Genomic DNA, 20,862 nt, shown 5'->3' on the forward strand with positions numbered 1-20,862 from the left:
GCGCCAATGGTACTATGGCTCAAGCCCTGGGAGAGTAGGTCGCTGCCAGGCCTGCAAAGGACATCCCCTCTTCACAACCCAAAACAACAACGCCGCGCTGAAACCTCAGCGCGGCGTTGTCGTTTGTCGGGATGGATTGCGGTCTGATGCACTCGCATCAGTCAACGCGCGGTCGGCCGGATCGCTGATCGCGCCGCCGCGGTTGTGATTGGTTCAGCGCTGCGGCTCGCTCCGGAGCGGATCAGCACTGGCCTGCTTGCCGCAGGCGCTAAGGCGCCAATCTCCGTCTCAGGAATTCCTCGCCTTCAGAGTTCAGCCATGGTCGCGGGCGCTTTGCGACGCGGTGGACCCGCGATGTGATACGATCGCGACAGCGGCGGCGAGGCCACGCCGCAGGGGAGGACGCGAGGGCATGGAACAGAAGATGCCTCAGGATCTGAAGACCATCGCGAGCTTTCACGCTCACGTCTATTACGATCAGGAGACCCGCACCGAGGCCGAGCTGCTGCGCAGCTGGATCGGCGAGCGCTTCACCGTGACACTCGGGCGTTGGCACGACGTTCTGGTCGGGCCTCACGAGCGATCGATGTACCAGGTCGCCTTCGCCGTCGAGGTGTTTCCAAAACTGGTGCCATGGCTGATGCTCAATCACGGTCGCCTCAGCGTGCTGGTGCATCCGAACACGACGGAGCCGCTGGCCGATCACACCGCGCACGCGTTGTGGATCGGAGCCCCCCTGGGGATTCGCGGCGAGAGGCTGCCCGAGACCGCCGAGGCCGAGCTTCCGCTCGCGCCCAACACGACGCCGAGCCTTCCGGCCTGATGCGGGTGCTGCTCGCCGGCGGAGCGCTGCTGGACCGAGCCAGGTGCCCCAACGTGATGCCGTGACGGGGGCGAGGATATCGGGCGCCGGCCAGACGGCCGGCGGCCGTCACCACCTGGTCTTCGCCGCGATATTGGTATTGGTGACCGCATTCGCGGTCGCCGACGTCGTGGCTGCGGTGTTGTTGATCAGCGTGAGCAGCTTGTAGTAGTCCACGACCTTGGCGTTGGCGACATACATCACGTCCTTGCTGCGCATCTGGAAGCCGGAGGCCAGCAGCATCCCGGAGGGATCGCGCAGATTGATGTGATAGATGGTCGGAATGCGGTCATAGACGAAACGGCCGGTGTTGACGCCGAGCTTCTGCAGTAGCGGACGTTCCTCATAGCGATAAAGGAACACCTCGGCAGGGTCGGACTGCTGATCGTTCAGGCCGCCCGCCTTGCCGATGGCCTGCGCCAGCGTGAGCGTCTCGGTATCGAACGAGATTTCCGAATTGAAGCCGAAGACGTTCTGGTTGAGCGCACCGAGTGCCGTGAAGGTCGGGGATTCGCGCGTGATGTAGACGACGTCGTTGGGGCGAATGAAGATGTTCTCGCGCGGATCCTGAACGACGCGGCTGAGCAGCACGCGGACGCGGCGGCCGTCGCGCTGCAGCGTGACGTAGCTCTCGATCGCCTCGTGCTTCGGGCCACCCGCGCGCGCAATCACAGCCAGCAGCCGTTCGCCGACGCTGTTCAAGGCAAGCACGCCCGGCGTGTTGACGTCGCCGAGAACGCTCACGACGCTGGAATGCTGCTGGTTCAGGCTGACGACGACCTGCGGCTCCAGCGCGCGCTTCTGCAGCCGGAATACGATCTCCTGCTCGATCTCTGGAAGCGTGCGGCCCGCCGCGGCAATCTCGCCGGCATAGGGCACGCGGATGTTGCCGCGCTGATCGACGGCTTGCGCGGGAAGGTCGACGAAATTGCCCGGACGGGCCCCGGCGGCGGTCGGCGGCGTGAACAGGCCGCCCGGTGCCGCTTCGAAGATCGAGACGTTCAGCACGTCGCCGATCCCGGCAACCTGCACCGGCTTCGGCCGCTTGTCCGGAAACACACCCGAGAAGGTGACGACGTTGGGCTGCGAGAGGAAGCCGATCGTCTCGGAGCTGACGTCGACGAGCGCGTAGGGAAGAGCCGTCGACGAGCGCACGCTGGCGGTGGCGTTGTCGTTGACTGCCTCGCTGGTCGGACCGGTGCCGGGAAGCAGCGAGCACGCCGGGATCAGCACCAGAAGCGCGAACGCGATGAGCAGCCGTGATCCGCGGCGAAGGTCATGAAACCTGCGTTGGCCCGAGACGAAATTTCGGATGCGAGATCCGGCACCGCAACTCGATCCGCGCGGTGCTGGCGGGATGTTCAAGGCCTTCAACGCAACCTCGGGTACAACAATACAACGTTTTCCCAGCGCCCCTGCTCGTAAGCCGAGAACGGCGCTTTATTAACAAGTTCCAACGTACCCGGCAGTCATGTCCGGTGAAAGGCACGCTTGTCAGCAAAACCGGCTTTTGCCGCGTCGTGCTAATTAGGTCACAGTTACCTCACCGACGTACCTGCCGGGCACTATCAAGCCGATCGATGAGGCACCTGATCCCCAGCGTGGTACCAACCGAGCCCGTCGTCAGTATTGGACGCAGAAATCAGTTGAGCATCGGTTTCCGAGTTGATCGGTGTCGGGGGAGCATGGGCGCCGGGCCCGGGTTGTCGGGCGTGGCCGATCATGTCTATGTTGTGGCCGTCGTTGTTTCGGAGTTCGGGAGCCGCCTTTGCCGCACGCAAGCATCATCGCCGCTGCCGCCTTCGCAGTCGTATTTGCTGACGCGACGAGCCCGGCTCTCGCCCGCGGCAACTATCCGCTGACCGAGTGTGGCCCCGATCTCGGTCGGCTGTGCCGGCTGCACGGCGCGTTCGACGCCACTCCCTTCCATTATCATCTGGCGATCTATCCGGGATGCATTCGGCGCGTGGCGGTCGAGACACCGGAAGGCCTGCGCTACCGCCGCGCCGTGGTGTGCGGTGCGCCGGACCGGCCGATGATCCGGTAAGACCGGCCGCCATCTGCACCCGATCGGCCCGACCTGCCTTGCCGGGGACGTGGTCAGATCAGTCCAATTCTGCACAATCGCACGAATGATTGGCGCGCAGCCGCGGCTGGACCGCTGGTCTCGGAGTGGTGGTTCCCGCTTGCACGAAGGAGCCGGTATCGGCCGAAGGCGGGCGGCTCGAATTAAATTTACCGGTTGCATGTCAGATTAATTACAATCTGAAATTAAATATTTTTTCTTCAGGTGGAACCGTTCTAGTCAGTAAAAAAGGCGCGTCCTGAACAAACTTAAGCTTCAATTTTCCCCGACCAAAGGTGCTTAACAAGTCCTTTCGGCTCTGCGGTATTTTTTTACGTCGTTACCGCATCAGGGGTCGGGAGTATTTAATATCTTGACTTAAGATGGTAAATTAACTTGTCGCGAGTAGTTAATTTTATCTCGATCATCGAAGCCGGGCCTGGTTGCGATTCCCGTTCGCCGGCGTTCGACAAGAAGTCCCTGAAATCTCGCCAACGAGTGGGGGCCGTCCTTGCGTGACGAGTCTGGTGTTGCGTTGAGTGAAGGTGAGACGATGGAATTCGCGGACAACGGCCGCGTCGATCATCCCGTCTTCGAGTCGCTGAAGAAAATAAGGGCTGCAAGATCCCGCCTCCAACATTTGACCTCCGGCCGTCCGACGCGGGCGGAACTGGCCTTGCAGATCGCGCTGTACGACGGCCTTCTCGCGGAGCTTCAAGCGATCAGCGGCAGCCTGGAAAAGCGGCCCGAGGCTCGCAGCGCGGTCACCCGCCGCCCGGTGGCGATCCGGCGGCATCGCGGCACCGCTCACCTCCAGATCATCCGTCCGAGCATCCCCCGCCGGACCAAGCAGCGCAAATAGGCTCGAGGTCACGAGCCGTCTGCCAATACCAAGCCGGTGCGTGCCCGTGCCAAGCCGGCGCGGGTCTGCGCTCCAAGAGCTTCGACGCCTGCGAGCCGCGCCGGACCAGGATGCCGCGTTGCTCGGGACAGGGCGGCCAGCATACGATCTTCCGCCGATGCGATGAGGCGCCCTCCGCAGGGCCGATCTCCGGCTGAGGGCGATCTCCCGTGTTCCCCCCTCGCGCTGCTGTGACGTCGTGCCGCATCCTGGGCCAGGATTATGGCGGCGCATGATCGCCGCCGAGCGGCATTGTGGCATATTCCTGTTATTGTGCTTATTCTCTGATTTTTCGCTTATGCGAAAATATCCCAATTCGGGTTGAGGATCGCAGTGCCCGAATAGGTTGTGGATTTTCTCCAAGCTGTTGGCGTTTTTCTCCAGGGAGCGGACCGTGGACATCGAGGCAGAGCGGCCGCGCAGCGCGAATTGAACGAGATGGACACGGCTGCGCCCGCTTTATTTGCGGGAATCGGCCGAAAAAACCCGTTTCTGGCGAACTCATCCCGAGCGACCCCTGATGCCGCGCGTGTCCGGATGGGCGGCACAACGTGGCGAAATAAGGTTGCGGGTTGCTGATTTATTGGGTTACAACCATTTACACGTGATGGAAAAAGCGCAAAATCAAATAATCGAGTTTTGCGTCGGCGAACCACTTGCGGAACGAAATACCGAATTATATGACATTAATCCGGCAGGATAGAGATCACAGATAGAGGTCGCTGTATGTCCACCAAGAAGATCGATTTCGAAGCGATGTCTTTCGAGGACCTCTGGTCGCTTCACGAACAGATCAGCCAGATCCTGGCTGTGCGGATCGCGTCCGAGAAACGTGAGCTCGAGAGGCGGCTTGCGGTGCTCAACCGCAGCCGCGGCGTCATCGAGGGGGCCGACACGGACGGTGCGCAGTCCTACAATTCGAGTGGCAAGGCACGGCGCAAATATCCGCGGGTGCTGCCGAAATATCGCAACCCGCAGACGTCCGAGACGTGGTCCGGCCGCGGCAAGCAGCCGCGCTGGCTGGTGGCGGCGATCAAGACCGGTCATCGCATCGAGGAGTTTGCGATCAATGCGACCGGTGCAGCGAAGGGCCGCCGTCAGAGGGCGTAGTTATCCTCGAACGCGACGATCTTCGCTTTCTCAGGTTCGAAGCTGCGGTCGGAATAGGGGGGGCCGACGCGCCGCGCCGACCAATCGCTCCTGCGACGGCTCCTGGGTTCTCGGATCGCCTCCAGGTGGTTGTTCTTCGACCGCCGCTTTCAATACGCGTTGTCGCCGCGGATGAGCTCAAGCGGCGTCCGGAGCAGGATCGCGATATCGAGCGACAGGCTCCAGTTGTCGATGTACCAGAGATCGTGCTCGACCCGCTCCTCGATCGACGCCCGCGTCGGCGTGGGACCGCGGCAACCGTGCACCTGTGCCCATCCCGTCAGTCCCGGCTTCACGCGGCGCCGAAACGCGTAGTTGCGGACCAGCTTGTCGAATTCATTGTCGTGAGCGAGCGCGTGCGGCCGGGGGCCGACCAGAGACATGCTGCCGTTCAGCACGTTCAGCAGTTGCGGCAGCTCGTCGATGCTGGTCCGGCGCAGCCAGGCACCGAGGCGGGTGAAGCGCTTGTCGCCGGCCTGGGCCTGCACAACCGTTGGGCCGTCCTCGAGCACCGACATCGTGCGGAACTTGTAGATCTGGAAGGACCTTCCGTTGAAGCCGCAGCGCTGCTGCCTGAACAGCACAGGCCCCGGCGAGTCGAGCTTGATGCCGATCGCGACGAGCGCGAGGAGCGGCGACAGGGCCGTCAGCGCCGCGCTCGCGATGGCCAGGTCCATGATCCGCTTCATGCCATGCTCGAGCGGGCTCAGCATGCCTCGCTGCAGCTCGACGCAGACAGCGCTGCCGAGCTCGCGTTGCGGCCGCTTGAAGATATCGGACGCGGTGCCGAGCGGAACGAAGCTCACGGGAAACGGCAGCACCCTCAGTTCGGCCCCGAGCGTCCGCAGGTCGGACCAGGGATGGGGATTGGCGCCGACAACGATCTCCTCGACGTCGGAGCCGCGGACGAAATCAATGACGCTCGCAACGATGCGCTGCCTGTGAGCAAGGTCCGCGCCGGGTTCGGGAAGAAGGAAGTGTCGTTTGACGCGGAAGCCGGTGTCCGTGAGCGCCTGGGCCAGACTGGCGCTGTCCTTGCCGGCCTCGTCGGTGATCAGGACGATGGCGCGGCCCGAAAACCGCCTTTCCGCGAGGCCCTTGGTGAGCAGAAAAGCCGTCATCCGCCGATGAACGAGCAGCGCCGCCAGCCCGAGCATCGCGAACACGATGCTGGTGCCGCGCGAGAATTCGCTGCCGATCTTGAGCGCGAACAGGGCGCCGGACAGCACCAGAAAGGCGGTGATCCAGGTCAGGCACGACGCGCGGACCTGATGCCGCAGGTTCAGCAGCTCGACCGGACGGTACATTCCGCGGATCTTCATCAGCGAAACGAACAGGGCGGAGACGAGGATCGCCATACCGAACGATTTACTTACGTCGTTGGCCCCGGCCGTATCCTGGAGATGATAGAGGAAGCCGGAGGCAACGCTGGACAGGGTGATCGTCGCGATATCGGCGATGATCGCGAATGGCTCCACCGAGTCGAAATGGACCGGCCACTTGCGCCCCTGAAGCTGGCGTTCCACCAGAACGGCAGCTGGCAGACCGTTCCGATCGAGCGTCTCGCGCGGTTCAATATAATTCATGCGACAAATGGGTTTTTCGGAGTCGATTTATTTGGCGGTCGATCAAATTAAACATAATGCAGCATTTAAATTAAACAAATGAAATTTGCACTGCACCGTAGATTTGCGGGGTCTTTGGCGCGGGGGCGGTCCTGCAGGCCGCCTTGACGGTGGCGCAGCCGGAATAACCGGCGAAGGCCCGGCCTTCCGAGCAGGCCTGACACGCATGCCATGCGCCGCACGGCGGATGTGGCAAATTAATGTCGGCAGATTGAATATTTTGATCTGCGGTGAAAATAATTAATATTTAAAGAGGGCGGCGCTTGGCCTATTAATTGGCTCGGGATGGCCGGCCTGACAAAGGTGGTGCTAGCGCTCGCAAAGGCCGGTGGCTTCACCGCCGGACGCCGCAAAGCCCGCCCGAATTGGGTTGAGTTGTCTGCGATGGAGCCGGCCATCGCGACCGGAACACGAATAATAACGCTCATTTCCGAGATTATGGATCCGAAGGACGTCGCGCCATGAAGGTTGTATTGTTCTGTGGAGGACTTGGCACCCGGATACGGGAATATTCCGAGAGCGTCCCGAAGCCGATGATTCCGATCGGCCATCAGCCGATCCTGTGGCACGTCATGCAGTACTACAGCCAGTACGGGCATCGTGATTTCGTCTTGTGTCTCGGCTACAAGGCGAATGTGGTGAAGGATTATTTCCTCAACTACAATCAGGCGGCCACGACCGACTGCACCATCTCGCAATTCGGCAAGAAGGTCGAGCTGCTGGGCGAGCGTCCCGCGGATTGGCGGGTGTCGCTGGTCGATACCGGGATCTGGCGCAACATCGGCCAGCGCCTGCGCGCCGTCCGTCACCTGGTGCAGGACGAGGAGATCTTCCTCGCCAACTACAGCGACGGGCTGACAGATGCGCCGCTGCCGGACATGATCGATCGCTTCAAGCGCAGCGGCCAGATCGGCTGCTTCATCGCGATTCATCCGCCGATCAGCTTCCATCTCGCCGAGTTCGACGCCGACGGCAAGGTCGGGCGGATGGCGGCCAGCAACGATTCCGACATCTGGATCAATGGCGGCTACTTCATCTTCCGCAAGGAGATCTTCGATTACATCGAGGAGGGCGACGAGCTCGTCGTGCAGCCGTTCAAGCGGCTGATCGATCGCGGCGAGCTGATGGCGTATCGCTACGAAGGCTTCTGGCGGGCGATGGATACGCTGCGCGATCGCCAGGTGCTCGAGGAGATGATCGAGCGCGGCGACACGCCGTGGCACTTCGGTGCCAACATGCCGGCGGTGGTGAACGGATGAGGGCGCTGCAGCTCGCCGGCCGCGGGGAGCGGCTGTCGGTGTTGTGCCTCGGCGCGCACTCCGACGACATCGAGATCGGCGCCGGCGGCACGCTGCTCAGCTGGCTTGACCAGGGCGTCCGTCTCGACGTGCATTGGTGCGTGCTCAGCGGCAACGAAGAGCGCGGCGTCGAAGCGCGCGCATCGGCGGACGATTTCCTGGCCGAGGCCGTCGCGCGCCGGGTCGAGACCCTGGGCTTCCGCGACGGCTTCTTTCCCGAGCAGGGCGAGGAGATCAAGGCCTGGTTCGAGGCGCTGAAGGGCAGGGTCAATCCCGACGTGATCCTGACTCACCGGCGTGACGATGGCCATCAGGATCATCGCCAGGTCAATCGTCTGGTGTGGAACACGTTCCGGGATCATCTCATCCTCGAATACGAGATCCCGAAATGGGACGGCGATCTTGGCCGGCCCAACGTCTACATGCCGGTGTCGGAGCGCGCGATGAAGCGGAAGGTGGCGCTGTTGATGGCGCACTTCGGCACCCAGCGCTCGAAGCAATGGTTCGACCCCGAGACCTTCATGGGCCTCGCACGGTTGCGTGGCATGGAATGCCGCGCGCCTGAGCGCTATGCGGAGGCCTTCGTCGTGCGCAAGCTGTCGCTTGGTTGATCAGCATTGATGAGGCGCGGGACTGTCCGTCCCGTGCAGCCTCGAGCTGGAAGCGCGCTGATCACGAGCGCGCCTCCCGCGAGCCGGCTTTAGCCCGCTGCGCGTCTGGGAACGTCGACAGGCTCGTTCTTTGCCACCGGTTCGATCGCCGTGGCCGGCACCTTCTCCAGCCAGACCTCGCGCCACCACGCATAGATGCCGCGCGGACAGAACAGCCGGTTCTCGCTGTAGCGCGACTGGCAATACACGCCGTCGAGAATCACCGCGGGCGTCTTCATCCGGCGGATGAACCCGGTCCGTTCGTCGATGAATTTTTCCACGCGGGTTCGCACCCGGAAGATCTTTCCACAGTACGGCACCATCTCCGCATCGAAGCCCATGCCGCGGTTGTTGGTCTGCTTGTCGATGGTCGCCAGGATTTCCTTGTGCGAGCGGACGCGGACGAGGTCACCCTCCTGCAGGCCGAGATGCGCAATCGGGGCGTCCTTGTCGGTTGCGAGATCGCCGCGCTTTCTGGGGAACGGCACGCCGCCCCACAGCGACTGAATGCGATCATAGATCCAGCGCGCCGGCCGGCCGAGCCGCGGCCGCCGCGCCATGGTGGCGCCGACATAGGCGAAGTAGGTGAAGCTTCCGAGCATCTTGGGCAGCGGCACGTTGCCCGAGGTGATGTCCTCGGCATACTGCCGCGCATCCCACCATTTCAGTGGCTGCGTATAGTTAGGCAGTTCAGTCGCCTGGCAGCTGTATCTGATGCCCTTTCCGGCAACCTGGTCGGGCGACTTGGTCGCATCCCACACGTCGCGCACCGAGCATCCGCCGGCCGGAGCCGCAGCAGCGGCCGGGGTAGCGGATGTCGGCTGAGCCGGATCGACCGGCGAAAGCCACGCTTCCTTCCAGAAGATCAGGCAGGCCGCCTGGCAGCCGCCATGGGCCTCGCCGTCACAGCGCAGATCGAGATGCACGGCGTTCGGCAGCCGCCGCCCGAGCCACTCGCCGGTGTTGTAGCCCGTGACCGTATCGCAGGTCTTGTGGGCGCGCTTGTAGACCTGAAACCGCTTGCCGCACCATTTGAACATCTGCGGCATGAACGGCAGCCCCTCGAGCCGGCCGCTGGAATCCAGCGTTGCGAGGATGTCCTCCTTGCTGCGGACTTCGACCCAGTCACCGACGGATAGTGCCATGCACGGCCTCTCAATTCTTGAACCAAAATCATCGGCGGGACGCGGTGGCATCCGGACGGCCGATGGCGCCAAAGTCTGAAGTGCGAGATTTAAAGCTGTCGAGAATTGGGGTTCTGTTTTGTTCAATTCATGGCGTGTCCTATTTAATTCGACAAAGATCGCTCGTCAGGCGACGGGATCCTGCCCGGACGGTATGGGTGGGCGGTATCCGGCCCGTGTCATCCGGATTTTTCCTGGCTTTTCTTTGCCTGGACGCGAATTGCGCGCCGGCGGGGCGAGCTCGTCCGATGCCGCACGTATTCGCTGGACGTGGGTGAAAATATTAAAATATAATGCGGCCCAGATGGTTTAATCTTTGTTTTAATCGAACGGCGCAGAGGGCGACGGTTTTGAAGATACTCATCACGGGAAACATGGGCTATGTCGGGCCCGAGGTTGCAAAATATCTGCGGGCACGCCGGCCGGATGCGACGCTGCACGGCTACGACAACGCCTATTTCGCGCATTGCCTGACCGGAGCTCCGGTGCTGCCGGAACGCCATCTCGACGAGCAGTTCTACGGTGACGTCCGCAACATGTCGCTGGACCTCCGTGGCTATGATGCCGTGGTTCAGCTGGCGGCCATCTCCAACGATCCGATGGGCAACCGCTTCCAGGATGTGACGCTCGACATCAACCAGAACACGACCGTATCTCTCGGCAGGGCGGCGGCAGCTGCCGGCGTGAAGAGCTTCGTGTTCGCATCCAGCTGCAGCGTCTACGGCATTGCCGACGGGCCGCCGCGCAAGGAGAACGATCCGCTCAACCCGATCACCGCCTATGCCAAGTCGAAGATCGGCTCGGAGCGGGAACTGGCGGCGATCGCTACCGACATGACGGTGACCTGCCTGCGTTTCGCCACCGCGTGCGGCATGTCGGACCGGCTCAGGCTCGATCTGGTTCTCAATGATTTCGTCGCCTGCGCGCTGAGCCGGAGGCAGATCAGCGTGCTCTCCGACGGAACGCCGTGGCGGCCTCTCATCGACGTGGCCGACATGGCGCGCGCCATCGACTGGGCGATCGGCCGGCCCGCGGCGACGGGAGGGCGTTTCCTGACCGTGAATGCCGGCTCCGACGACCGCAACTATCAGGTCAAGGAGCTCGCTCACGCCGTGGCGGGCCGAGTGCCGGGCACCGACGTGTCCATCAACCTGTCCGCTCCCGTCGACAGCCGGTCGTACAAGGTCGATTTCAGCCTGTATCGCTCGCTGGCGCCCGACCACCAGCCCCAGGTGACGCTGGACCAGTCGATCCGCAATCTGATCGAAGGTCTCAGACGGATGAATTTCAAGGACAGCGAATTCCGCTCGTCCGATCTGATCCGCCTCAAGGTCCTGCAGGACCACATGGAGGGTGGCCGGATCAACGACAGGCTCGAGTGGGTCTGAGGACCAGAGCCGCTACGCGATCTGCTGCGCCTGACCGAACATTGAGGGAGATGACCATGGAACTGAGCCTGCCCACGGCCGTCGGCGTCGCACCCAAGTGCCGCCACTGCGGCGACGACCTGACCTTGAAGCTGATCGACCTCGGCGCCTCGCCGGTTGCGAACGACTATGTCGATCCCGAAAACTACATGAAGGCGGAGCCGTTCTATCCGCTCGAGACCTTCGTCTGTCGCGAATGCCGCCTGGTGCAGACCCGCGACCTGCTGGCTGCCGCCGATATCTTTCGCGCGGACTACGCGTATTTCTCCTCGCACTCGACGTCCTGGCTCGAGCACGCGCGGGCCTATGTCGAGGCGACGGCCACGCGTTTCAAGCTCGGCCCGGCGTCACGTCATGTCGAAATCGCGTCGAATGACGGCTACCTGCTGCAGTATTCGATTGCGAAGGGCATCAAATGCCTCGGCGTCGAGCCTTGCGAGAGCGTGGCGCTGGCCGCGCGCGACAAGGGTATCGAAACCCGCGTCGAGTTCTTCGGCCGCGGCTATGCCGCCGAGCTCTGTGCCGAGGGCTGGTCGGCCGACCTGATCACGGCCAACAACGTGCTCGCCCATGTTCCCGACATCAACGATTTTGTCGGCGGCGTGAAGGCGCTGCTGGCGCCCGAGGGCGTGGCGACGTTCGAGGTCCAGCATCTGCTGACGCTGATGCAGCGGCATCAGTTCGACACCATCTATCACGAGCACTTTTCCTATCTGTCACTGATCGCCGGTTCGCGGATCTTTGCCCGTGCCGGCCTGCGCGTGTTCGACGTCGAGCTCCCGGAAACGCACGGCGGCTCGATCCGCTTCTTCGTCTGTCACGCCGATGCGTCGCATCCGGAGAGCCCGAACGTCGCCGACGTCCTCGCGCGGGAGCGCGCCTACGGATTGCATGACGACGCCATCTACATCGCCTGGAACGAGCAGGTCAAAGAGACCAAGCGGGCGCTGCTCGAGCTGCTGACCGCCCTCAAGCGGGACGGCAAGAAGGTCGTCGGCTATGGCGCGCCCGCCAAGGGCGTCACGCTGCTGAACTACTGCGGCGTCAGGACGGATTTCCTCGATTTCACCGTCGATCGTGCGCCGTCCAAGCAGGGGCGCTACATGCCCGGCGTCCGCATCCCGATTCTGCCGCCCGAGGCGATCTTCGAGGCGCGGCCGGACTACGTCCTGATCCTGCCGTGGAACATCAAGAACGAGATCAAGGCGCAGATGGCCGAGATCCGCAGCTGGGGCGGCCGCTTCATCGTTCCGGTGCCGAAGGCCGCCATCGAGGACTAACCGGCGCGACCGACGACTTGGCGTCGCCCTGCCCATGCAGGGCGATGCGTGACCAGAGTATTTTGAGCGACGGCTTTGCCGAGATTTTGCTGCGAAAGAGTTTCCGATGAAGTTTCTACAGCTCGGACGATCCGATGCACGGCTGATCGAGCTGAACGTTCGCGCCGATGATCGCGGTAGCTTCACCCGAACCTGGTGTACGAAGACCTTTGCGGATGAGGGCATCGATTTTCAGCCTGTTCAGGGCAACAGCTCCGTGACCCGCGTGCGCGGCTCTGTTCGCGGCATGCACTTCCAGCGCGCGCCCAAGGCCGACGCCAAGGTTGTCCGCTGCACGGCCGGGTTGATCCTTGACGTCATCGTCGACATCAGGCCGTCGTCTCCGACGCGTGGCGAGGTCTATGCCTACGAACTCGGGCCCTCGACCGGGCGCATGCTCTACATTCCCGCGGGCTTTGCCCACGGGTTCCAGACGCTGACGGACGATGTCACCGTCGAGTACCTGATGGGCATCGAATACGCCGAGGAGCTGTCGGACGGCTTTCGCCACGACGATCCGCTGATCGGCATCAAATGGCCTGCGCCCGTGACCGTGCTGTCGGCGAAGGATGCCGCCTGGCCGTCGCTCGCAGACCGGCCGTTGTGGTGAACCGACCATGCAGATGTCGATAAATCCGGATCATCTCATGACGGATCAAAGTCCGGACGTCGACCTTCATGCGATGGTCGCCGAGATGTATCCGCTCAACCGCAGCCTGACCGGGGCCGGGGTACGTCAGACACTCGCGATCGTCGCGAGCCACATCGACCTCGTCGTTCACGAGGTGGCATCGGGGACACCGGTGCTGGATTGGCACGTGCCGCAGGAATGGAACATTCGCGGCGGAACGATCAAGACGCTCGACGGACGGTGCCTCGTCGACTTCGCGCAGCATAATCTGCACGTGATGGGGTACAGCAAGCCGTTTCACGGCGTCGTCACCCGGGCCGAGCTGGCGCAGCACGTTCATACGCTGCCGGAGCAGCCGGATCTCATTCCCTATCGCACGGGGTACTACGCCGACAATTGGGGCTTCTGCCTGACCGACCGGCTCTGGCAGACGATGACGGACGAGGCCTATCGCGTCGATATCGACAGCGAGCTTGCGCCGGGGGCGATGACCTATGGCGAGTTCTTCGTTCCAGGCGAGATCGACGATGAGGTTCTGATCACCTGCCACGTCTGCCATCCGAGCCTTGCTAATGACAATCTGTCGGGCATTGCGGTGGCGACGGCGCTCGCAAAAGCGCGGGCCGGGCGGAAAGGCCGGCTCGGCTACCGCTTCCTGTTTCTGCCGGCCACGATCGGCGCGATCACCTGGCTCGCGCGCAACGAGGCGCGGCTCGATCGCGTTGCGCATGGGCTCGTTCTGACCTGCCTGGGGGACGATGGGCCATTCCACTACAAGCAGAGCAGGCGGGAAGGAGCGGTCGTCGACCGGGCCGTCGCGCATGTGCTCGCCCAGGCCGGCGAGCCGCATGCGATCCTGCCGTTCAACCCGTATGGTTATGACGAGCGTCAGTTCTGCTCGCCGGGCTTCGATCTTCCCGTCGGCTGCTTCATGCGCGGTGTTCACGGCACCTTCCCGGAATATCACACGTCGGCCGACGACCTCGCCTTTGTGAAGCCCACGGCGCTCCAGCGCTCCTATGAGGTGCTGGACACACTACTCGATCTGCTCGATCGCAATTGCCTCTATCTGCGGATCGACGGTCGCGGCGAGCCGCAGCTCGGCCGGCGCGGCTTGTACCGCGCCATCGCAGGCCAGCGCGAGGCCGGCGGGGCGACGCAGATGGACCTGTTGTGGTTCCTGAATCTAGCCGACGGACGGCACAGCCTGCTCGACATGGCGATCCGCGCCAATGTGCCATTCGCACGGATCGAGGCTGCCGCACGCCTCGCGCTCGACGCGGAGCTCGTTCGCCCGGTTGCTGCCGGGGAGCCGTGAGATGAGTGCTCAGACGCCATTTCGAAGCAGCATCATGGGCGCCGCAGAGGAGAGCTCGATGACCGACAGGGCCGAAAAGCCGCGCGTGCTGATCTTTTCGCTGCGAAACATCTTCGGCAAGGCGCTCAACCGCGGCCCGCACTACGAGTTCGAAGACATCATCTGCGACATCGACTCCGCGGATCTGATCGCGCCGACGCTCGATCCGGCCAGCCGTCGCGCGGCGCTTGCCACAAGGCTGGCCTATCATGCGCCGCTGACTTTGAATCCGGGCCTCTCGATGCCGCCGGTGCAGGGTTCGTACGACCTGCTGTTTACGATCTGCGGCTTTCCGCAGGATCTGCTCATGTTCAACGCGGTCGATCATCTGCGCGACCACTGCAAGACGTCGGTGTGCCTGCTGGACGAGCTCTGGGCCCGCGACATTCACAAGCACCGCCATTTCCTGCCGATCCTGGCCAAATTCGACATCGTGCTGCAATATCACAGCCAGACGGTGCAGCCGCTCAGCGAACTGATCGGCCCGCGATGCCGGTACTTCGCGCCGGGCGTCGATGCGAGCCTGTTCTGTCCCTATCCCGACCCGCCGGCGCGGCCGATCGATGTTTACAGCATGGGACGCCGGCCGGAAGCGGTGCATCAGAAGCTCGTCGCGATGGCGCGCGACAACGGCCTGTTCTACCTGCACGATACGATCAGCGGCAGCCAGGCGATCGACACGCGGGAGCATCGCGCGCAGGTCGCCAATCTCGCCAAACGGAGCCGGTATTTTCTCGTCAACCCCGGCAAGTTCGACAGGCCCGAGGAAACCGGCAACCAGGTCGAGTTCGGCTATCGCTATTTCGAGGGCGCGGCCTCCGGCGCCATCATGCTCGGCGAACGGCCGAACAACGAGGTCTTCCCGGATCTGTTCGACTGGCCGGATGCCGTGATCGACCTGCCGCACCAGTCCAGCGAGGTCGACCGCCTCATCAGCGAGTTGGACCGCGATCCCGAACGGCAGGACCGAATCCGGCGGACCGGCATCGCGCAGAGCCTGATGCGGCACGACTGGGCCTATCGCTGGGAGGCGATCCTCTGCGCCGCCGGCGGGCTGCAGCCGATGCCCGGGCTTGCCGCACGCAAGCACCGCCTCAAGACGCTGGCGGACATGACGATGGCCGATGGTGCGCCGGTGTGGCGCGAGAAGCGGCAACGGGGCAGGGCAGGGATTTAATATGATCGGCGGCGATTATTAATCCTTGCCGCCGCCATAAAGGGACGTCATGGCTCCGCCGCTGCGCAACTCGCGTTTCGCGCAGCTGATTTTCCCGATCGTGATTTTGTTGGAAGCGGTTTCTGCCTGCTCCGGTTCGACCCGAACCGCCGTTCATGCCCGCTTCGGAAGCCAGTGCCGTTGAGAGGTCGTTGACCGGACATGTCAGACGCCGTTGCCGCCTATTTCGAGGAACACCGGGAATCGAGCGATCTCGGACGTCGCGCCCTGCGCGGCGGTATCATTTCCATCGTGATCCAGTACGGCAATGCCGTGCTCCAGATCGTTGCGGCCATCGTGCTGGCCCGCCTGCTGGCTCCGGAGGATTTCGGGCTCGTGGCCATCGTCACCGTGCTGACGAGCTTCGCGCCGTTGCTGATCGATTTCGGTCTGCTCGACGCGACCGCACAGCGGAGCCGGATCACGCCGGCGCAGGTGAGCGGCTTGTTCTGGGTCAGCACCGGCATCGGCTGCGCGGTGGCCGTCGTGGTCGCCGCGTCGAGCCCGCTGATCGCCTGGATCTATGGCGATCCGCGGCTGCAGCCGATCGCGCTGTGCGTGGCGATCACCTTCGTGCTGTCGGGGCTCACCAATCAGCACATGGCCTTGCTCCGGCGCACCATGCAATTCGGGCGCATCGGCCGCATCCAGCTGTTCGGAACGCTGGCCGGGACGGTGGTCGCCATCGCTGCCGCGATCGCGGGCTACGGCTATTGGGCGCTGGTGCTGCGGCCGGTGATCAGTTCGGTCTGCGTCGTGGTGGCGGCGTGGTCGGCCTGTCACTGGCGTCCCGGAACTCCGGTGTTCGACGACGACGTGAAATCGATGGTCCGGTTCGGGCTCCACGTCGTCGGCTTCACCGTCGCCTACACGTTATCGCGTGCGGTCGACCGGATCGCGCTGGGATTGCTCTACCGGCCCGACCAGGTCGGCTATTACCAGAACGCGATGAATCTGTATGAGAACTCGATCTATCAGGCGCTCAATCAGATGCACGCGGTCGGCAGCTCCGCGCTGAGCAAGCTGCAGTCCAACCCGGCTGCGCTCAGGCAGAAATACGAGGCGGCGCTGTCGATGCTGGCCTTCTTCGTCATGCCGGTGGCGGCGATCCTCTCGGTCACCGCCGAGGATGTGACGGTGCTGCTGCTGGGTCAGAAGTGGCAGGCTGCCGGCGCGCTCCTGAGCATCATCGCGCTGCGCGGCATTTCCCACGTCGTCGAGGGATCGCAGGGCTGGTTGCATTTGTCGCTTGGGAGAGCCGATCGCTGGCAGAACTGGGGCATCGTGTCGCTGGCGGTGCAGATCGTCGCCGTGCTCGCCGGATTACCGTTCGGACCCGCAGGCGTGGCCTGGGGCGTCGTTATCGGCTGCTCGCTGATTGCCTTGCCGTCGATCCTCTATGCCGGACAGCCGATCGGGATCGGCACGGACCTCGTCATCCGGGCGGTAGGGCCGCAGACCATCGGCGCCGTGGCCGCAGCGGCCGCCGGTTGGTGGCTGCAATCGACGTTCCTGAGCACTTACCCGGCTCTGGCGCGCCTGGTGCTCTCGGGCGGCTTCTGCGGCTGCCTCTATCTCGCGGTCGTCGTCGGCGTATTCCGTCAGGTCGAGCCGCTCAGGATCGCAGGTACGATCATGCAGGATTTCATCAGGAAACGGTGACCGCAGACGTGGCGCCGATCCCGCGAGCCGACGTCACGATGTGCTGGCGCTTTCAATTAAATCCGTCATATAATGTGGTCGTGAATTTAATTATTTAAATGGTCATGGCGCACGATATCTCATCCTCAGTGGTCATGGAGTCCGAACCCGCGGCGTCTGCACGGGACGGCTTAGCGCGGCCCGCGCCGGACCAGCGGCGGCGTCTCAGCATTCTCTGCGTCTCGCATATGCCGCCAAGCCCGCCGCGGTTCGGTGCCCAGGCGCGCATGCACGGGCTGATGACGCAGCTCGCGCGCCGTCACGACCTGACGGCCGTGATGCTGGTGGACGATGCCTTCGACATCGACGAGTGCCGGCATGCGATGAAGGCGTATTGCCGGAAGGTCGTGCTCGTGCCGAACCCATACGGTCGCGACGGGCTCGCCAAGCGGCTCCTGCAATTGCGTTCCTTGGCGTCAGCCAGCAGCTTCGACCGGCTGCGCGTGGCGCTGCCCGAGCTGCAGCGCGTGCTGGACGAGGTGCTGCGCGCGACCCGCTTCGACATCGTCAATCTCGAGTTTCCCTATCTCGGTCATTGCCTGTTCCGTCAGGCGCCAGCCGGCGAAGCGCCGCCGCGCCTGATCGTGGATTCGCACGAGATCGCCTACGACCTGGCGCGGCAGTTCGCGGTCACCGCAGCGAGCGTCGGCCGCCGGCTCTATGCCGGCGCGAACTGGCGCAAGCTGCGGCGCGAGGAGCTCGCGGCCTACAGTTCGGCCGACGGCGTCTACCTCTGCAGCACCGACGACGCGAAGCGGCTGCACGACGACCTTCCTGACGTTCGTACTGCCGTGATCCCGAACGCGGCCGATGTCGATTTCTATCAGCCGCGCAGCACGGATCCGTCGCCGGACGGTCGCACTATCGTCTACTTCGGGCTGCTCTCGACCGTTCCCAACATCGACGCGGTCGTTCACTTCATTCAGGACATCTGGCCTCGGATCGCGGAGCGTCATCCCGACGCGAGATGCAAGATCATCGGTGGCCGGCCGCCGCCGTCGCTGCTGGCGCTGGCCGGGCCGCGGGTCGAGCTGACCGGCTTCGTCCCCGACCTTCGGCCGCATCTGGCTGCGGCTGCAGCGGTGGTGGTGCCGCTGCGGCTCGGCGGCGGAACGCGGCTCAAGATCGTCGAGGCGATGGCGATGGGCAAGGCGATCGTCTCGACCAGCCTCGGCGCCGAGGGCATCGAGGCGGTCGCTGGGCGCGACATCCTGATCGAGAACGAGCCGGCGGGCTTCGCCGACGCCGTCGGCCGGCTGCTCGCCGAGCCGGCACTTGCGGCGCAGCTCGGCCGTGCGGCGCGGCAGGTGGCCGTCAAGAAATATGCCTGGAGCGCTGCGGCACAAGAACTCGAACGCTTCTACTGCGAGATCCTGGAGACCAGTCCGTCATGAAGGCCGCGCTCATCGGAGCCGGGCAGATCGCCCGTCAGCATCTGGCCTGCCTCAGCTCGCTCCCCGGCGTTCAGCTGGCAGCCGTCTGCGACCTGTCGCCGGCGACCGCGGAAGCCGCGGCCGAGCGCTATGCCATTCCCTCCTGGTTCACCGATCACCAGGCCATGCTGAAGACGGTGCGGCCCGATGTCGTGCACGTGACGACGCCGCCGACCTCGCATTTCCGGCTGGCCATGGACGCGCTGCAAGCCGGCGCACACGTGATCGTCGAGAAGCCGGCCACCGCGACCTTCGAGGAGCTCGAGATCCTGACGCGGCGCGCCGGCGAGTTCGGCCGCCATGTCATCGAGGACTACAACTACATCTTCAACCGCGCGCCGCAGCAGATCCTGCAGAGGATCGCGAGCGGGGAGTTCGGCGCGGTCACGCATGTGGACGTGCTGATCTGTCTCGACATCCTCGGTCCCGACGGTTTTGCCGATCCCAACGCGCCGCATCCCGCGCTCAATCTCGCAGGCGGCGCGATCGCCGACTTCCTGCCGCATCTCGCTTCGCTGGCCCACGCGTTCGTCGGCCCGCATCGCAGCGCGCAGACGGTCTGGAGCAAGCGCAAGCCGTCGCCGCTGCCGTTCGACGAATTCCGCAGCGTTATCGAAGCAGAGCGCGGTACCGCGACGCTCGGCTTCAGCGCGAGCGCCCAGCCGGATGCGTTTTGGCTGCGCGTCTACGGCGAGCGCATGCAGGCCACCGCCAATTTGTTCGAGACGCGGCTCACCTTCGACGGTCCGCGCAACGTGCCGAAGCCGTTGCGTCCGTTCGTCAGCGGCCTGGAGGAGGGCCGCGACATCAGCCGTGCGGCGGTGTCGACGCTGCTACGCAAGTTCAAGGGGCCCGGCGCCTATGAGGGATTGTGGGAGTGCCTGGCTCAGACCTATCGGGCGCTCGGGGCGGGCACTGCGCTGCCGATCGCGGCAGATGACGTTCTGGCGGTCAATCGGTTGGTCGAAGCCATGAAGCCCAGACAGCAGGTGAAAGTCACGGAGCCAGCGCTATGAAAGCTCTCGTCACCGGCGCCAATGGATTTCTCGGCCAGCACGTCGTCAGCGCGCTGCTTGCGCGCGGCGTCGAAGTGCGTGCCATGGTGCGCCCGGCAACCCGCGTGGACGCGCTAGGCTGGCCGACATCCGTCGACATCGTCAGGGCCGATCTGCGCAGCTCGCGCGATCTCGCGCGCGCCTTCGAGGACGTCGATGTATTGATCCATCTCGCGGCCGTGGTCTCCGGCGGCGAGGACGCGCAGTTCGCCGGCACTGTCGGCGGCACCGAGCGGCTGCTCGAGGCAATGCCCGGCAGCGCCTGCCGCCGGCTCGTGCTGTGCAGCAGCTTCTCGGTGTACGACTACACGGCCACGCGCGATGTGCTGGACGAGAGCTCGCCGCTGCAGCAGACGCCGGACGTCTATACCCGCGGCGGCTACACGGTCGCCAAATGGTGGCAGGAGCGCGTGACCCGGCGTTGCGCCGAGAAGCACGGCTGGGAGCTCACGGTGCTGCGTCCCGGCTTCATCTGGGGACGCGGCCACGGCTATCTCGCGGCGCTTGGCCAGCAGATCGGGCGCCATCACGTCGTCATCGGGCCGTTGACGCGCATTCCGATGACCCACGTGGAGAACTGCGCCGACGTGTTTGCGCTCGCCGCGCTGGATGCGCGTGCGCGCGGACAGACGTTCAATGTGGTCGATGGTCCCGGCGAGCAGGTCTGGAGCTATCTGTCCGACCATATGCAGGGGACCGGCGAGCGCGGATTGCGGCTGCCGATCCCGCATTGGCTCGCCAGCGCGGTCGTGCGGCTGGCCTTCGTGACGGTGTTCAGGAAGGCCACGAAAGTGCCGGCGATCCTGACGCCGAAGAAGTTCGATGCGATGCTCAAGCCGTTGCGGTTCGATAATCGCAAGCTGAGGGAGACGCTCGGCTGGACGCCGCCGTTCGACTACAAACAGTGCCTGGATCGCACCTACGGCCCGGTGCCGTTGCCGGCCGAAGCGCCGGCGTCGTGGTCCTCCGGAACGGCGGCTTCGGTGTGA

General features: G+C 64.0%; 19 protein-coding genes. 16 read left to right on the top strand and 3 right to left on the bottom strand.

Annotated features, from left to right (window positions below; genetic code table 11):
- Positions 1 to 424 precede the first annotated feature (424 nt).
- A complete protein-coding gene (locus ACQR1I_RS33570) occupies positions 425 to 823 on the top strand; it encodes a DOPA 4,5-dioxygenase family protein (RefSeq protein ID WP_434888873.1) in 399 nt (132 codons plus the stop codon).
- Between the two features lie 108 nt (positions 824 to 931).
- On the opposite strand, the gene ACQR1I_RS33575 is transcribed toward ACQR1I_RS33570, so the two are convergent.
- Entirely contained in the window at positions 932 to 2,095 is a 1,164-nt protein-coding gene (locus tag ACQR1I_RS33575) for a polysaccharide biosynthesis/export family protein (RefSeq protein ID WP_434869781.1), read from the bottom strand.
- A 535-nt stretch (positions 2,096 to 2,630) separates the two neighbouring features.
- Between ACQR1I_RS33575 and ACQR1I_RS33580 the strand changes: the two genes are divergently transcribed.
- From ACQR1I_RS33580 to ACQR1I_RS33595, 4 genes are all read left to right on the top strand, one after another.
- Entirely contained in the window at positions 2,631 to 2,909 is a 279-nt protein-coding gene (locus ACQR1I_RS33580; RefSeq protein WP_434869782.1) for a hypothetical protein, read from the top strand.
- A 571-nt stretch (positions 2,910 to 3,480) separates the two neighbouring features.
- Entirely contained in the window at positions 3,481 to 3,789 is a 309-nt protein-coding gene (locus ACQR1I_RS33585; RefSeq protein ID WP_434869783.1) for a hypothetical protein, read from the top strand.
- A gap of 559 nt (positions 3,790 to 4,348) precedes the next feature.
- The gene (locus tag ACQR1I_RS33590; RefSeq protein WP_434869784.1) at positions 4,349 to 4,531 is read left to right on the top strand and encodes a hypothetical protein; all 183 of its coding nucleotides are present in this window, start codon (positions 4,349 to 4,351) and stop codon (positions 4,529 to 4,531) included.
- A gap of 23 nt (positions 4,532 to 4,554) precedes the next feature.
- Complete coding sequence (locus ACQR1I_RS33595) at positions 4,555 to 4,938, top strand: H-NS family nucleoid-associated regulatory protein (protein ID WP_434869785.1); 384 nt, start codon at positions 4,555 to 4,557, stop codon at positions 4,936 to 4,938.
- A gap of 149 nt (positions 4,939 to 5,087) precedes the next feature.
- Here the strand turns inward: ACQR1I_RS33595 and ACQR1I_RS33600 are convergent, their stop codons facing one another.
- Positions 5,088 to 6,563 (bottom strand): undecaprenyl-phosphate glucose phosphotransferase, encoded by a 1,476-nt coding sequence (locus ACQR1I_RS33600; protein ID WP_434869786.1) that lies wholly within the window; start codon positions 6,561 to 6,563, stop codon positions 5,088 to 5,090.
- Between the two features lie 500 nt (positions 6,564 to 7,063).
- On the opposite strand from ACQR1I_RS33600, the gene ACQR1I_RS33605 reads away from it, so the two are divergent.
- Together ACQR1I_RS33605 and ACQR1I_RS33610 are read left to right on the top strand one after the other, a co-directional pair.
- Complete coding sequence (locus ACQR1I_RS33605) at positions 7,064 to 7,861, top strand: glucose-1-phosphate cytidylyltransferase (protein WP_434869787.1); 798 nt, start codon at positions 7,064 to 7,066, stop codon at positions 7,859 to 7,861.
- Positions 7,858 to 8,511, top strand: coding sequence for a PIG-L deacetylase family protein (locus tag ACQR1I_RS33610; protein ID WP_434869788.1), 654 nt, complete (start codon positions 7,858 to 7,860; stop codon positions 8,509 to 8,511). The genes ACQR1I_RS33605 and ACQR1I_RS33610 overlap by 4 nt, the downstream gene beginning before the upstream one ends.
- An 89-nt stretch (positions 8,512 to 8,600) precedes the next feature.
- Here the strand turns inward: ACQR1I_RS33610 and ACQR1I_RS33615 are convergent, their stop codons facing one another.
- Positions 8,601 to 9,695: a hypothetical protein gene (locus ACQR1I_RS33615; protein WP_434869789.1), complete on the bottom strand. Its 1,095-nt coding sequence runs from the start codon at positions 9,693 to 9,695 to the stop codon at positions 8,601 to 8,603.
- 389 nt (positions 9,696 to 10,084) lie between these two features.
- Here ACQR1I_RS33615 and ACQR1I_RS33620 point away from each other — a divergent pair, with 389 nt between their 5' ends.
- The 9 genes from ACQR1I_RS33620 (at position 10,085) to ACQR1I_RS33660 (ending at position 20,862) form a co-directional block, all read left to right on the top strand.
- Positions 10,085 to 11,122, top strand: coding sequence for an NAD-dependent epimerase/dehydratase family protein (locus ACQR1I_RS33620; protein WP_434869790.1), 1,038 nt, complete (start codon positions 10,085 to 10,087; stop codon positions 11,120 to 11,122).
- A gap of 56 nt (positions 11,123 to 11,178) precedes the next feature.
- On the top strand, positions 11,179 to 12,441 hold the full coding sequence (locus ACQR1I_RS33625; RefSeq protein ID WP_434869791.1) for a methyltransferase domain-containing protein: 1,263 nt from the start codon (positions 11,179 to 11,181) through the stop codon (positions 12,439 to 12,441).
- Positions 12,442 to 12,547: 106 nt separating this feature from the next.
- Positions 12,548 to 13,090 carry a dTDP-4-dehydrorhamnose 3,5-epimerase family protein gene (locus tag ACQR1I_RS33630; protein ID WP_434869792.1) on the top strand — a complete coding sequence of 181 codons (543 nt, stop codon included), beginning with the start codon at positions 12,548 to 12,550 and terminating at the stop codon, positions 13,088 to 13,090.
- 37 nt (positions 13,091 to 13,127) lie between these two features.
- Positions 13,128 to 14,429: a DUF4910 domain-containing protein gene (locus ACQR1I_RS33635; RefSeq protein ID WP_434869793.1), complete on the top strand. Its 1,302-nt coding sequence runs from the start codon at positions 13,128 to 13,130 to the stop codon at positions 14,427 to 14,429.
- A gap of 58 nt (positions 14,430 to 14,487) precedes the next feature.
- Entirely contained in the window at positions 14,488 to 15,645 is a 1,158-nt protein-coding gene (locus tag ACQR1I_RS33640) for a glycosyltransferase family protein (protein WP_434869794.1), read from the top strand.
- A 201-nt stretch (positions 15,646 to 15,846) separates the two neighbouring features.
- On the top strand, positions 15,847 to 17,346 hold the full coding sequence (locus ACQR1I_RS33645) for a lipopolysaccharide biosynthesis protein (protein ID WP_434869795.1): 1,500 nt from the start codon (positions 15,847 to 15,849) through the stop codon (positions 17,344 to 17,346).
- 278 nt (positions 17,347 to 17,624) lie between these two features.
- On the top strand, positions 17,625 to 18,779 hold the full coding sequence (locus ACQR1I_RS33650; RefSeq protein ID WP_434869796.1) for a glycosyltransferase family 4 protein: 1,155 nt from the start codon (positions 17,625 to 17,627) through the stop codon (positions 18,777 to 18,779).
- A complete protein-coding gene (locus ACQR1I_RS33655; protein ID WP_434869797.1) occupies positions 18,776 to 19,834 on the top strand; it encodes a Gfo/Idh/MocA family protein in 1,059 nt (352 codons plus the stop codon). The genes ACQR1I_RS33650 and ACQR1I_RS33655 overlap by 4 nt, the downstream gene beginning before the upstream one ends.
- Positions 19,831 to 20,862 carry an NAD-dependent epimerase/dehydratase family protein gene (locus ACQR1I_RS33660; RefSeq protein WP_434869798.1) on the top strand — a complete coding sequence of 344 codons (1,032 nt, stop codon included), beginning with the start codon at positions 19,831 to 19,833 and terminating at the stop codon, positions 20,860 to 20,862. The genes ACQR1I_RS33655 and ACQR1I_RS33660 overlap by 4 nt, the downstream gene beginning before the upstream one ends.

It is taken from the genome of Bradyrhizobium sp. HKCCYLS2038 (assembly GCF_051167655.1).
Lineage (GTDB): Bacteria > Pseudomonadota > Alphaproteobacteria > Rhizobiales > Xanthobacteraceae > Bradyrhizobium.